The following is a 12,661-nucleotide window of genomic DNA, read 5'->3' on the forward strand; positions in this document are numbered from 1 at the left end:
CAAGTTCACACAACGGGTATCTCTGATGAAAACGCAAATTATTACTCTTCATAGCTGGTGGCGTCGTTCCTGGAATTGGGCGGCGTGATCGCGTTTTGCACTCAGCAAACAGATACCGGGCCCGCCACTGAGCGGGCTTTTTTTTGAACAAAATAATGAACAGAACAGGCGAGAATGATAATGCAAACATCAAAACCAGCGCTCGAGCTTCTCACCAGCGACGCAATCTATCGCGAAAACCCGACGGCGTTATTCCATCAATTATGCGGCGCGCGCCCGGCAACCTTGCTGCTGGAATCGGCCGACATCGATAGTAAAGACGATTTAAAAAGCCTGCTGCTGGTGGATAGCGCCCTGCGTATTACCGCACTTGGCAATACCGTCACTGTCCAGGCGCTGTCAGCGAACGGCGCCGCGCTGCTTGAACTACTGGATAACGCATTGCCGTCCGGCATTGAGAATCTGCGCCAGCCGAACAGCCGGGTACTCACCTTCCCACCGGTTAGCGCCCTGCTGGATGAAGACGCTCGCCTGTGTTCGTTATCGGTGTTCGATGCGTTTCGTCTGTTACAGGATTTGGTCAGCGTCCCGCAGGCCGAGCGCGAAGCGATGTTCTTCGGCGGCCTGTTCGCTTACGACCTGGTGGCCGGTTTTGAAGATTTACCACCGCTTAACGCCGATACCGCCTGCCCGGATTACTGTTTCTACCTGGCGGAGACGCTGCTGGTCATCGACCATCAGACCAAAAACACCCGCATTCAGGCGAGCCTGTTCACGCCGCTGGAGAATGAGAAACAGCGTCTTCTGCAACGTATCGCCCAGCTACGCCAGCAGTTAAATGAGCCGCCCGCGCCGCTGCCGGTGACGACGGTTGCCGAAATGCGCTGCGACGTCGATCAGAGCGATGAAGAGTACGGCGCCGTGGTGCGCAAAATGCAGCGCGCCATTCGCGCGGGCGAAATTTTCCAGGTTGTGCCGTCGCGCCGCTTCTCCCTCCCTTGCCCGTCGCCGCTGGCCTCGTACGATGTGCTGAAAAAGAGCAATCCCAGCCCGTATATGTTCTTTATGCAGGATAACGATTTCACGCTGTTCGGCGCCTCGCCGGAAAGCTCGCTCAAATACGACGCCGTCAGCCGCCAGATTGAGATCTACCCCATTGCCGGCACCCGTCCGCGCGGCCGCCGCGCCGACGGTTCGCTGGATCGCGACCTCGATAGCCGTATTGAACTGGAGATGCGTACCGACCACAAAGAGCTCTCTGAACATCTGATGCTGGTCGACCTGGCCCGTAACGATCTCGCCCGCATCTGTACCCCGGGTAGCCGCTACGTGGCGGATTTGACCAAAGTCGATCGCTATTCCTTTGTGATGCACCTGGTTTCCCGCGTAGTTGGCGAACTGCGCCGCGACCTCGACGTCCTGCACGCCTATCGCGCCTGCATGAATATGGGCACCCTTAGCGGCGCGCCGAAAGTTCGCGCCATGCAGCTAATCGCCGCCGCGGAAGGCAAGCGTCGTGGTAGCTACGGCGGCGCGGTCGGCTACTTTACCGCCCACGGCGACCTCGATACCTGCATCGTGATCCGCTCAGCCTACGTAGAGGACGGCATTGCCACCGTGCAGGCGGGCGCCGGTATCGTGCTCGATTCCGTTCCGCAATCCGAGGCGGATGAAACCCGTAATAAAGCTCGCGCCGTGCTGCGCGCCATTGCTCAGGCCCATCACGCGAAGGAGACTTTCTAATGGCCGACATCCTGCTGCTCGATAATATCGACTCCTTTACCTATAACCTCGCCGACCAGCTGCGGGCTAACGGCCACAACGTGGTCATTTATCGTAATACCGTTCCGGCGCAATCGCTGATTGAACGTATCGGCACTATGGATAATCCGGTGCTGATGCTCTCTCCGGGGCCGGGTACCCCAAGCGAAGCCGGTTGCATGCCGGAGCTGCTGACCCGCCTGCGCGGCAAGTTACCGATTATCGGTATCTGCCTCGGCCACCAGGCCATCGTGGAAGCCTACGGCGGCTATGTCGGCCAGGCGGGCGAAATCCTTCACGGCAAAGCCTCCAGCATTGAGCATGACGGCCAGGCGATGTTCGCCGGTCTTGCCAACCCGCTGCCGGTGGCCCGCTACCATTCACTGGTCGGCAGCAATATTCCGGCCGGGCTCACCATTAACGCCAATTTCAACGGTATGGTGATGGCGGTTCGCCATGACGCCGATCGCGTCTGCGGCTTCCAGTTCCATCCGGAGTCGATTCTGACTACTCAAGGGGCGCTGCTGCTGGAGCAAACGCTGGCATGGGCGCTGCAGAAACTGGAACAGACCAATGTCGTACAACCGATTCTGGAAAAATTGTACCAGGCAGAGACGCTGAGCCAGCAGGAGAGCCACGTGCTGTTTTCCGCCGTCGTGCGCGGCGAAGTGAAGCCGGAACAACTGGCCGCCGCGCTGGTAAGCATGAAAGTGCGCGGCGAGCAACCGCAGGAAATTGCCGGCGCCGCTACCGCGTTGCTGGAAAACGCCGCGCCGTTCCCGCGGCCGGATTATCAGTTTGCCGATATTGTCGGCACCGGCGGCGATGGCAGCAACAGCATTAATATTTCAACCGCCAGCGCCTTTGTCGCCGCCGCCTGCGGTTTAAAGGTGGCGAAACACGGCAACCGCAGCGTCTCCAGTAAATCGGGCTCGTCCGACCTGCTGGCCGCGTTTGGCATCAACCTGGATATGAATGCCGATAAATCGCGCGCCGCGCTGGATGAACTGGGCGTCTGCTTCCTGTTCGCGCCGAAGTACCACACCGGTTTCCGCCATGCGATGCCGGTCCGCCAACAGTTGAAAACGCGCACCCTGTTTAACGTATTGGGGCCGCTTATCAACCCTGCGCACCCGCCGCTGGCGTTGATTGGCGTCTATAGCCCGGAACTGGTGTTGCCGATTGCCGAAACCTTACGGGTACTCGGCTATCAACGCGCCGCCGTGGTACACAGCGGCGGCATGGACGAAGTCTCGTTGCATGCGCCGACCGTCGTCGCCGAACTCAATAACGGCGAAATCCAGAGCTATCAGCTGACCGCCGCCGACTTCGGTCTGACGCCTTATCATCAGGATCAACTGGCTGGCGGCACGCCGGAAGAAAACCGTGACATTCTCACGCGCTTGCTACAAGGTAAAGGTGAAGCCGCTCACGAAGCCGCCGTCGCCGCCAACGTCGCCATGTTGATGCGTTTACACGGGCATGAAGACCTGAAAGCCAACGCCCGGCAGGTACTGGATGTGCTGCACAGCGGAGCGGCCTATGACAGAGTGACCGCATTAGCGGCAAGAGGGTAAATAATGCAGACCGTTTTAGCAAAAATCGTTGCCGACAAAGCGATTTGGGTAGAAGCCCGCAAACAACAACAACCGTTAGCCAGTTTTCAGAATGACATCGTGCCGTCCGAACGCCATTTTTACGATGCGCTGGCCGGCGCCCGCACCGCCTTTATTCTTGAATGCAAAAAGGCGTCGCCGTCGAAGGGACTGATTCGTGAAGATTTCGACCCGGCGACCATCGCCGGGGTTTATAAGCACTACGCCTCGGCAATTTCGGTACTGTGCGATGAGAAATATTTTCAGGGCAGCTTTGATTTTCTGCCGATTGTCAGCAAAGTCGCGCCGCAGCCGATACTGTGTAAAGACTTCACCATCGATCCTTACCAGATTTACCTCGCGCGTTACTATCAGGCTGATGCCTGCCTGCTGATGCTCTCGGTGCTCGATGACGATCAATATCGCCAGCTCGCCGCCGTCGCCCACAGCCTCAATATGGGCGTTCTGACAGAAGTCAGCAACGAAGAGGAGCTGGAGCGCGCGATTGCGCTGAAGGCCAAAGTCGTCGGCATTAACAACCGCGATCTGCGCGATATGTCGATTGATCTGAACCGCACGCGTCAACTGGCGCCGCGTCTCGGCCCGGATGTCACCGTGATAAGCGAATCCGGAATCCATACCTACGGCGAAGTCCGCGAACTGAGCCACTTTGCCAACGGCTTCCTGATTGGCTCGGCGCTAATGGAGCAACCGGACCTCAGCGCTGCGGTGAAGCGCGTGCTGTTAGGTGAGAACAAGGTTTGCGGCCTGACTCGTCCGCAGGATGCGCAAGTCGCCTGGGAGGCGGGCGCTATCTATGGCGGCCTGATTTTCGTCGCCAGTTCGCCGCGCGCCGTTGACGACCAGCAGGCACAGGCGGTAATGGCCGCCGCGCCGCTCAGCTACGTTGGCGTATTCCGCGATGCAGCCATTGAAGAGGTCGTCACCCGTGCGACCAAATTGAAACTCGCCGCGGTCCAGCTTCATGGGAGCGAAGATCAGGCCTGGATTGATGCCCTGCGCGCGGCGCTGCCGGAGCAGATCCAAATCTGGAAGGCGCTGAGCGTCGGCGAAACGCTGCCGCCGCGTAACCTCAATCATGTGGACAGATATGTCTTTGACAACGGTCAGGGCGGTAGCGGTCAACGCTTCGACTGGTCGCTGCTGCAGGGCCAGGACCTGCGTAACGTGATGCTGGCAGGCGGCCTCAGCGCCGATAACTGCGTAGAAGCCGCGAAAAGCGGCTGTGCCGGACTCGATTTCAACTCAGGCGTAGAGTCGCAGCCGGGAATCAAAGAGGCAAGCCTGGTGGCTGCCGTTTTCCAGACGCTGCGCGCATATTAAGGAGCAATGCAATAATGAGCACTTTACTGAACCCGTATTTCGGCGAATTCGGCGGTATGTACGTTCCGCAGATCCTAATGCCCGCCCTGCGCCAGCTGGAAGAAGCTTTCGTCAGCGCGCAAAAAGATCCTGAGTTTCAGGCTGAATTCACCGACCTGCTGAAAAACTACGCGGGCCGCCCGACGGCGCTGACCAAATGCCGCAATCTGACCGAAGGCACCCGCACCACGCTGTACCTCAAGCGTGAAGATCTGCTCCACGGCGGCGCGCACAAAACCAACCAGGTGCTGGGCCAAGCGCTACTGGCCAAACGTATGGGCAAAACGGAAATTATCGCCGAAACCGGCGCCGGCCAACACGGCGTCGCCTCGGCGCTGGCCAGCGCCCTGCTCGGTCTGAAATGCCGCATCTATATGGGCGCCAAAGACGTCGAGCGTCAGTCGCCGAACGTCTTCCGCATGCGCCTGATGGGTGCGGAGGTCATTCCAGTGCACAGCGGTTCCGCCACCCTGAAAGATGCCTGTAACGAAGCGCTGCGCGACTGGTCAGGCAGCTACGAGAAGGCGCACTACATGCTCGGCACCGCCGCTGGCCCGCACCCATTCCCGACTATCGTGCGTGAATTCCAGCGCATGATCGGCGAAGAAACTAAAGCGCAGATCCTCGAGAAAGAAGGACGCCTGCCGGACGCGGTGATCGCCTGCGTTGGCGGTGGTTCTAACGCCATCGGCATGTTCGCTGATTTCATTGATGAATCCCGCGTTGGCCTGATTGGCGTCGAGCCTGCCGGCCACGGTATCGAAACCGGCGAGCACGGCGCGCCGCTGAAGCACGGTCGCGTCGGCATTTACTTCGGCATGAAGTCGCCGATGATGCAAACCTCCGATGGCCAGATCGAAGAATCTTATTCTATCTCCGCCGGGCTGGATTTCCCGTCAGTGGGTCCGCAGCATGCGTTCCTTAACAGCACCGGGCGCGCCGAGTATGTGTCAATTACCGACAACGAAGCGCTGGATGCCTTTAAAGCGCTCTCCCGCCATGAAGGCATTATCCCGGCGCTGGAATCGTCCCACGCTCTGGCGCACGCGCTGAAGATGATGCGCGAGAACCCGGATAAAGAGCAGCTGCTGGTGGTTAACCTGTCCGGCCGCGGCGATAAAGACATCTTCACCGTACACGACATTTTGAAAGCGCGAGGGGAAATCTGATGGAACGTTACGAGACGCTATTTGCACAGTTAAAAAACCGCCAGGAAGGCGCCTTTGTTCCCTTCGTCACCCTTGGCGATCCGGGGCCGGAGCAGTCGCTAAAAATCATCGATGCGCTGATTGAAGCCGGCGCCGATGCGCTGGAATTGGGGATCCCCTTCTCCGACCCGCTGGCCGACGGCCCGACGATTCAGGGCGCGACATTACGCGCTTTTGCCGCCGGCGTCACCCCGGCGCAGTGCTTCGAGATGCTGGCGGCGATCCGCCACAAGCATCCGACCATTCCAATCGGCCTTTTGATGTACGCGAACCTGGTGTTCAGCCCGGGGATTGATGAGTTCTACGCCGAATGCGCGCGTGTTGGCGTGGATTCCGTGCTGGTCGCCGACGTGCCGGTCGAAGAGTCCGCCCCGTTCCGTCAGGCAGCGCTGCGCCATAACATTGCGCCGATTTTCATCTGCCCGCCAAATGCCGATGACGATTTACTGCGCCAGATTGCCTCCTATGGCCGCGGCTATACCTACCTGCTATCACGCGCTGGCGTGACAGGCGCGGAAAACCGCGCCGCGCTGCCGCTGCATCATCTGATTGAAAAACTAGCGGAATATAACGCCGCGCCGCCTCTGCAGGGCTTTGGTATCTCGGCGCCGGAGCAGGTTTCCGCCGCCATTGACGCCGGCGCCGCCGGGGCAATATCCGGCTCGGCCATCGTCAAGATTATCGAGCGCAACCTCGAGCAGCCGCAAAAAATGCTCGAAGAGCTAAAAACCTTCGTGCACGGTCTGAAAGCGGCGACCAAAACCATCTGACCCTTCGTCGCCCGGCCTCACGCCGGGCGGCTATTTCTGCTGCAGGCTGTTGGCGTATTTTCGCGTTAGGCGAAACAGCGCCGACACCTCGTCTTCTGACCATCCAGCCAGCACCTGATTCATTAACCGCCGCCGCGCAACGGCAATAGCGTCGATCATCCGCTGCCCCTTTTCGCTCAGCGTCACTTCGCTAATCCGCCGGTCTTTGGCATTGGCCTGCTTGCAGGCAAGTCCCTGAACCTCCAGCTTTTTCACCTGCCGACTGACGGTGGTGTAATCGCGGCCTAAATGATCCGCCAGCTCAACAACCCCCACCGGGCCATAACGTCCTACCGCCACCAGTAGCGGAAACAGCATCTGTTCAAGCTGCACCCCTGCCGCCTGTAATATCTGCTCATCGCGCAGAGGTTGATTCATCACGCTGATGATATCCAGCAGCGCGCCGTGAAAGTCGGTGATGTCGTAATTATTATGTGCATCTTGCATATATTAGTTAACCGCGTATAGTGCTCCTGAACGATATGTGCATTTTACACATAATTATCTTCAGGAGATAATGTTATGAAAGCAGCCGTGGTATTTGATCTTAACGAAGGCCCGGTATGGGCCGATTTTAGCGAACCGCAGCCTGCAGTCGGACAGTTATTGATTGACGTTCGCGCCGCCGCCATTAGCCACGTGGTTAAGGGCCGGGCATCGGGACATCATTATAGTTTTGACGGTACTCTGCCGTTTGTCGTCGGGATCGATGGCGTCGGTATGACCCCTGACGGCCAGCGCGTCTATTTTGCTTTCCCCAGCGCGCCGTTCGGCAGTATGGCGCAACGCGCGCCGGTCGCGCTGCAGAATTGCCTGGCGCTGCCGGATGAGCTTGACGACATCAGCGCCGCGGCAATGGCCAATCCGGGCATGTCTGCCTGGGCTGCGCTTGTTAAGCGGGCGCAGTTTCAGGCCGGCGAAACGGTACTGATTAACGGCGCCACCGGCAGCGCCGGACAGCTGGCGGTGCAAATTGCCCGCTACCTCGGTGCGAAAAAAATCATTGCTACAGGGCGCAATACGCAGACGCTGACCGCCCTCGCAGCCGATGAGTGTATTGATTTAACCGCCGATGAGCATACGCTTAGCGCACAATTCGCCGCCGCCAGCGCCGGGCAAGTTGATGTGATCGTGGATTATTTGTGGGGCCGCAGCGCAGAGTTGCTGCTGCCTGCGTTGGCGAAATACGCCCCCGGCGATAAGCCGGTACGCTATGTGCAGGTAGGTTCCCTTGCCGGGGCGGATATCGCGTTAAACGGCGCGGTTCTGCGCGCCGCGCCGCTACAGCTCATGGGTAGCGGCATCGGCAGCCTGACCATGTCGCAACTGCTGGCGGCAACCGGGGAGATGCTGCAGGCTGCAGTGCCCGGTCATTTTACCATCGCCACCACGCCGCTGCCGCTCCGCGATGTCGCTGCGGCCTGGCCGCGTGATAACAGCCAGAAACGTACGGTTTTCACTCTTAATTAAAAAAATGTGCCTCCGCACAAACTCTGGGGTTGATATCTTAAATGAGAAATATTATCTTTCTCATTACCGAATAGTTGAGTGAACAACTCAGGTATTCGGTACGACATTGCTCACATTGCTTCCAGTATTTTTGCCCGCGTTTATCGCGGGCTTTTTTTTGGGTCAACTTCGGCATTTAATGGTCGAGATACAGATAATGCAGCCAGCTGGTCATCCGTAACAGCACCTTACGCATCACCGACACGTGGGCAAAATGGTCGGTATACACCGCCGCCTGGGCACTGACCCCATCCGGTAAATGGGCAAGATCGCGGCTCGCCGCCAGGTCAATCATTACATACACCCCTTCCCGACCGGGCGTGGCGCTTAAACCCTGTAATGCGCCGCTGGCCTGGTAGCTGCCATCGGGAATGGTTGGCAATACCTTTGTGACCTTGCCGGCATACACCTGCCCCGGTAGACCATTGAACACCACCTCTGCCTCGTCGCCCTGCTCCAGGCGCAGGATAGCGTTCTGGCGAAATACCGCCACCACCTGCCGTTTCTGCTGCGGAATAAAAATCATCACCGGTTTGAACGGCAGACGAACTGCCGTGGTTCCCGGTCGCGCCAGCACCTGGGTGACATAACCATCGCTGGGCGCGCGGAAAACCGTCTGTTCAAGGTCATAACGCGCTTCGGCAATCTGCGATTTCAGGCTGGCGATTTGCGCATCCTCGCCATTGAAACGCGCAGAAAGTCTTTCTAACTCCTGTTGATACTGGGCTTTAGCCGCCCGCAGGGCCGCGGATTGCGCCTGATATTGCTGCTCGGCGTGATTCACATCCTGCTCGGAAAAAGGATTTACCGGCATCGCCGCGCCTTTCGCATAGCGCTGATAATCCTGCCGGGCACGTTCATATTCCGCCGTCATCCGTTGAACGTTAGCGGCGGATTCACTTAATGCCGCTTTCCGGGTTCTGATATCCGCTTCGGCGGCACTGAGATCCGCCTCCAGTTTATTCAGCCGCGCGCGATAACGGCTATCATCAAGGCGAAACAGCACCTCGCCTTTGCGTAATAACACATTCGTTTTATCGGTAACTTCTACGATGGCCCCCGACACCTGCGGCACAATCGGGATCGACAGAGCTATTTTTTGCGCCCGGTCGGTGTACGGGTGATTATAATTCATAGTCAGAATTAGCGCGCCGACAATAAACACGCCGCCAAGGACCGCGGTTGGCACCGTCCATTTATTTACCGGGATACGAAAAATTTTAAATACGCCATAGGCCAACGCCACATAGCTAAGAATAATGAGTAAATCCATACACTGGCCTCAGCGGTTATTTGACGAGTTTGTCGTTACAGTTATCTGTTGCTCCTGCAGACGCTTTAGCTCGCTTTCGAGTTGCCTGATTCGCTGATGCATTTCGGCGTTATCTTCGACTTTATGCGCCATTCCCCACCCGCGCTCGGGGCGATACAGCGTGGCCCAGATCCACAACAGCGGCCAAATCGCATGCAGGGTGAACAGGCTCACCCAGCCGGCAACATGTATCGCATCCTGATGCGGATGCTGACGTTTTTTGGCCAATAAATAGGGAATATCATGAATAATAATAATGCCGTAAAATAAAATCAAAAACACGGCTATTAATACGCCTAAGGCAAAGTAATTAAGAAACATAATGGTTCCTGACAATAAAAACGGTAAAACAGTGCCGACTACGCTGTTTTATAATTAGCAACACCACTCGATTTAATATTGGGGCTTAGTCGAGAATGATAGTTTGCCGACTGATAGACCAAATATTGATAACGGTAAAAATCAGTACTTTTATCTTTCCGATATAAAATCTCTTCTCCCGAGACCGATAGCCCTTTGATAATATCGTCATATTCAATCTTTTTTTCTTCTTCGGTTACGCTGGTAGCGCACGCCGCCAGCAGCAACATCGCAGATAACGCAGCCATTCTTGTTATTTTCATCGATTATTTCTCTGTATTTTCGGCTGTAACAAATAATCTTCGCAAATAATACCCAGCGACTGACCAGAAGTCATATGACAATGACAGCAAAGATATATATCATTTTTGATATAGCAAACCGAAAGAAGCCATCTCATGAAAGAAAAAGACCTGCGTATTGACGAACTCCGTATCGTCCGCATGATTGCCGAAACGGCAGGCGTTAGCAAAGCCGCCCAGCTACTGGACATGCCGCAGTCGAACGTGTCGCGGGCGCTGAACGCGCTGGAACGGCGCCTGGGGCTGGAAATCTTTATCCGCCACCCTCGAGCGTTAATTCTGAGCGAGTTTGGCGAGCAGTTCCTGCGCCGGGCGGACATCCTGCTGGATAAGCATAATGACCTGCTTGATATGTCCGGTACCTGGAAACGCAGCCTTAACGGCATGGTGACGCTCGGCGCGCCAATCGGCATTCAGGCTTTCCTTGCCCGATACCTTTTGCCGCCGGTGCTGCGCTCGGCGCCGGAATTAACCGTCAATCTTCTCACCCGCAATCCCGACGAGCGCGAACAGAAACACGGGACGCTTTTCGATAGCGATTGCGATCTGCTGATTAGTTTTTTCCAACCGCAGGATGAAAGCCTGATCGCAAGGCCTCTCACCCGCTTTCGCATGGGGCTGTTTGCCTGCGCGGATTATATTGCGCAGTCGCCTCTGCACGATGTTGATGAGCTTGCGCAGCACCGCTGTATCACTTTGCGTACGTTGGGCGGGATCCGCAACAGTTGGCATTGCTATAACGCCGCGGGTGAGAGTATTCAGGTAGAGGTCAACGGTTCCAGCGTATGCGATAACATTTTGCCGGCTATCGAGCTTGCCAAGCAGGGCCTGGGCATCGTATATGCCCCTTTTTACTCCGTCGCGGCGGAATTAGAAGCGGGTACGCTACAGCCCTGTCTGCCACGAGAACGCGGCGTGAATATGCAGGCGTGGTTGATTTATCGTCAACGAGGCGTGTTGCCGCATCGCGTGCAGGTGATAATGGATAGCATTATGGAAAGCGCCAAACTGCACGCTCATCGGCTGGTCTGAAGAGGATAAAACTGGCCGCAGGCGGCCAGTTTTATAAAGCATTAGAAGCGATAACCAGCAGAGAACATAAACACCCACGGATCCAGACGGGTACTGACTTTCTGGTCAACGCCGTTAGCTTTGAATTTCACATCGGTGTCGATATCCATGTACCAGACCGACATGTTCAGCAGCCAGTTGCGGTCAATCAGATAATCCAGACCAACCTGTCCTGCCGCGCCCCATGAATCCTTCAGACTCAGGTCGGAAAGCCCGGCGTCCTTACCGGTATCGTTGAAATCATTGTTAAAGAAGGTCGTATAGTTAATACCGGCGCCGATATACGGGCGCACTTTGCTTTGCGCATCGCCAAAGTACCACTGCGCCATCAGCGTCGGCGGCAACTGGTGTACGGTGGCGATAGTGCCGGTCGGCCCGGTACCGACCTTGTGGCGGAACGGCGTTGCCGCCAGCAGTTCGATACCGATATTGTCGGTCGCCATATAGGTAAAGGTTAAACCCAACTGGGTGTTATTACTGACGTTAAAACCGCCGAGACTACCCAGCACGTTGTCAGAGCCCTCAGTGGGGCGAACCGTCGCCGAGCCCGCGCGAATAAAAAACTCCCCCGCTTCATGCGCCCAGGCGCTACCACCAGAAAGCGTACCTAAGATCAATGCCGCCGCTGCTATTTTCTTCATATCCATGTCCCCATTATGGTTTTTATCAGCGGCTGCAAATATACCTACAATGAGTTAGCTTTGATCTGTTTTAGATCACACCAGGCCATTAGATTTAACATTTATTGATCCAGATTAATTTTTGCAGCAGTTAGTAACGTACTGATTCGTCTTTACATCAATTTTTACCCATGAGAAAAATTTTTGCTTGCCCCTCTTGTCGCCGATCGTGCGGATAGCTAATTTAATTGCCGACAATTTGTGTTGATGCGTTTTTTTCAGGTGTAATTATGAGTGAAATCAACCCGTGCATGACGTGCGGTGCCTGTTGTGCGTATTTTCGAGTCTCCTTCTACTGGGCTGAAGCCGACGACGCCGGCGGCGTGGTACCTACGCAGCTCACCGAACCCCTTACCCCTTTTCTGCGCTGCATGAGCGGTACCAATCAGCGGCAAAGCCGCTGTACCGCCTTAAGCGGTGAAATCGGCGAATCGGTACACTGCTCCATCTATCACCAGCGGCCTTCCCCCTGCCGCGAGTTTGCCATGTCAGGCGAAGGCGGCGAACTCAACGAAGCGTGCGATCGCGCCCGTGCCCGCTACGGCCTGCCGCCGCTGGGAACTCTTTACAAAGATATACCTACCGTGACCTCGGCAGAGACTGCTACCCAACCACGTTTTGCGGTACAATCCCCGGCTAGTTAAAACACCTGCAAGACTCAAGGAGAATGC

13 protein-coding genes and 1 other annotated feature are annotated in these 12,661 nt (G+C 56.5%); of the genes, 8 read left to right on the forward strand and 5 right to left on the reverse strand.

Annotated elements, in window-relative coordinates; genetic code table 11:
* Window positions 1–49 precede the first annotated feature (49 nt).
* Window positions 50–145 (forward strand) — a sequence feature (Trp leader region).
* Between the two features lie 35 nt (window positions 146–180).
* The 5 genes from ABLV17_RS25160 to trpA are packed head-to-tail and all read left to right on the forward strand — an operon-like array spanning window position 181 to window position 6,717.
* Window positions 181–1,743 (forward strand): anthranilate synthase component 1, encoded by a 1,563-nt coding sequence (locus ABLV17_RS25160; RefSeq protein ID WP_087859366.1) that lies wholly within the window; start codon window positions 181–183, stop codon window positions 1,741–1,743.
* Window positions 1,743–3,338, forward strand: coding sequence for a bifunctional anthranilate synthase glutamate amidotransferase component TrpG/anthranilate phosphoribosyltransferase TrpD (gene trpD / locus ABLV17_RS25165; protein WP_015366209.1), 1,596 nt, complete (start codon window positions 1,743–1,745; stop codon window positions 3,336–3,338). Before ABLV17_RS25160 ends, trpD begins: the two co-directional genes overlap by 1 nt.
* Before the next feature lie 3 nt (window positions 3,339–3,341).
* The gene (gene trpCF / locus ABLV17_RS25170) at window positions 3,342–4,700 is read left to right on the forward strand and encodes a bifunctional indole-3-glycerol-phosphate synthase TrpC/phosphoribosylanthranilate isomerase TrpF (protein ID WP_213794820.1); all 1,359 of its coding nucleotides are present in this window, start codon (window positions 3,342–3,344) and stop codon (window positions 4,698–4,700) included.
* A 14-nt stretch (window positions 4,701–4,714) separates the two neighbouring features.
* Complete coding sequence (gene trpB / locus ABLV17_RS25175; RefSeq protein ID WP_015366207.1) at window positions 4,715–5,908, forward strand: tryptophan synthase subunit beta; 1,194 nt, start codon at window positions 4,715–4,717, stop codon at window positions 5,906–5,908.
* Window positions 5,908–6,717 (forward strand): tryptophan synthase subunit alpha, encoded by an 810-nt coding sequence (gene trpA / locus ABLV17_RS25180; RefSeq protein ID WP_113373650.1) that lies wholly within the window; start codon window positions 5,908–5,910, stop codon window positions 6,715–6,717. The genes trpB and trpA overlap by 1 nt, the downstream gene beginning before the upstream one ends.
* A 30-nt stretch (window positions 6,718–6,747) precedes the next feature.
* Here the strand turns inward: trpA and ABLV17_RS25185 are convergent, their stop codons facing one another.
* Window positions 6,748–7,203: a MarR family winged helix-turn-helix transcriptional regulator gene (locus ABLV17_RS25185; protein ID WP_113373649.1), complete on the reverse strand. Its 456-nt coding sequence runs from the start codon at window positions 7,201–7,203 to the stop codon at window positions 6,748–6,750.
* A 75-nt stretch (window positions 7,204–7,278) separates the two neighbouring features.
* On the opposite strand from ABLV17_RS25185, the gene ABLV17_RS25190 reads away from it, so the two are divergent.
* Window positions 7,279–8,226 (forward strand): zinc-binding alcohol dehydrogenase family protein, encoded by a 948-nt coding sequence (locus tag ABLV17_RS25190; RefSeq protein WP_348854762.1) that lies wholly within the window; start codon window positions 7,279–7,281, stop codon window positions 8,224–8,226.
* Between the two features lie 175 nt (window positions 8,227–8,401).
* Here the strand turns inward: ABLV17_RS25190 and ABLV17_RS25195 are convergent, their stop codons facing one another.
* The 3 genes from ABLV17_RS25195 to ABLV17_RS25205 are packed head-to-tail and all read right to left on the reverse strand — an operon-like array spanning window position 8,402 to window position 10,200.
* Entirely contained in the window at window positions 8,402–9,538 is a 1,137-nt protein-coding gene (locus ABLV17_RS25195) for an HlyD family secretion protein (RefSeq protein WP_200111386.1), read from the reverse strand.
* 9 nt (window positions 9,539–9,547) lie between these two features.
* A complete protein-coding gene (locus ABLV17_RS25200) occupies window positions 9,548–9,898 on the reverse strand; it encodes a DUF3302 domain-containing protein (RefSeq protein ID WP_063414215.1) in 351 nt (116 codons plus the stop codon).
* 38 nt (window positions 9,899–9,936) lie between these two features.
* The gene (locus ABLV17_RS25205) at window positions 9,937–10,200 is read right to left on the reverse strand and encodes a hypothetical protein (protein WP_348854763.1); all 264 of its coding nucleotides are present in this window, start codon (window positions 10,198–10,200) and stop codon (window positions 9,937–9,939) included.
* A gap of 135 nt (window positions 10,201–10,335) precedes the next feature.
* Between ABLV17_RS25205 and ABLV17_RS25210 the strand changes: the two genes are divergently transcribed.
* Complete coding sequence (locus ABLV17_RS25210) at window positions 10,336–11,271, forward strand: LysR family transcriptional regulator (protein WP_348854764.1); 936 nt, start codon at window positions 10,336–10,338, stop codon at window positions 11,269–11,271.
* Window positions 11,272–11,312: 41 nt separating this feature from the next.
* Here the strand turns inward: ABLV17_RS25210 and ompW are convergent, their stop codons facing one another.
* Complete coding sequence (gene ompW / locus ABLV17_RS25215; protein WP_045374891.1) at window positions 11,313–11,951, reverse strand: outer membrane protein OmpW; 639 nt, start codon at window positions 11,949–11,951, stop codon at window positions 11,313–11,315.
* A gap of 269 nt (window positions 11,952–12,220) precedes the next feature.
* On the opposite strand from ompW, the gene ABLV17_RS25220 reads away from it, so the two are divergent.
* Window positions 12,221–12,634, forward strand: coding sequence for a YkgJ family cysteine cluster protein (locus ABLV17_RS25220; protein WP_045393211.1), 414 nt, complete (start codon window positions 12,221–12,223; stop codon window positions 12,632–12,634).
* Window positions 12,635–12,661: the final 27 nt, after the last annotated feature.

Source organism: Klebsiella sp. CN_Kp091, from assembly GCF_040065095.1.
Classification (GTDB): domain Bacteria; phylum Pseudomonadota; class Gammaproteobacteria; order Enterobacterales; family Enterobacteriaceae; genus Klebsiella; species Klebsiella aerogenes.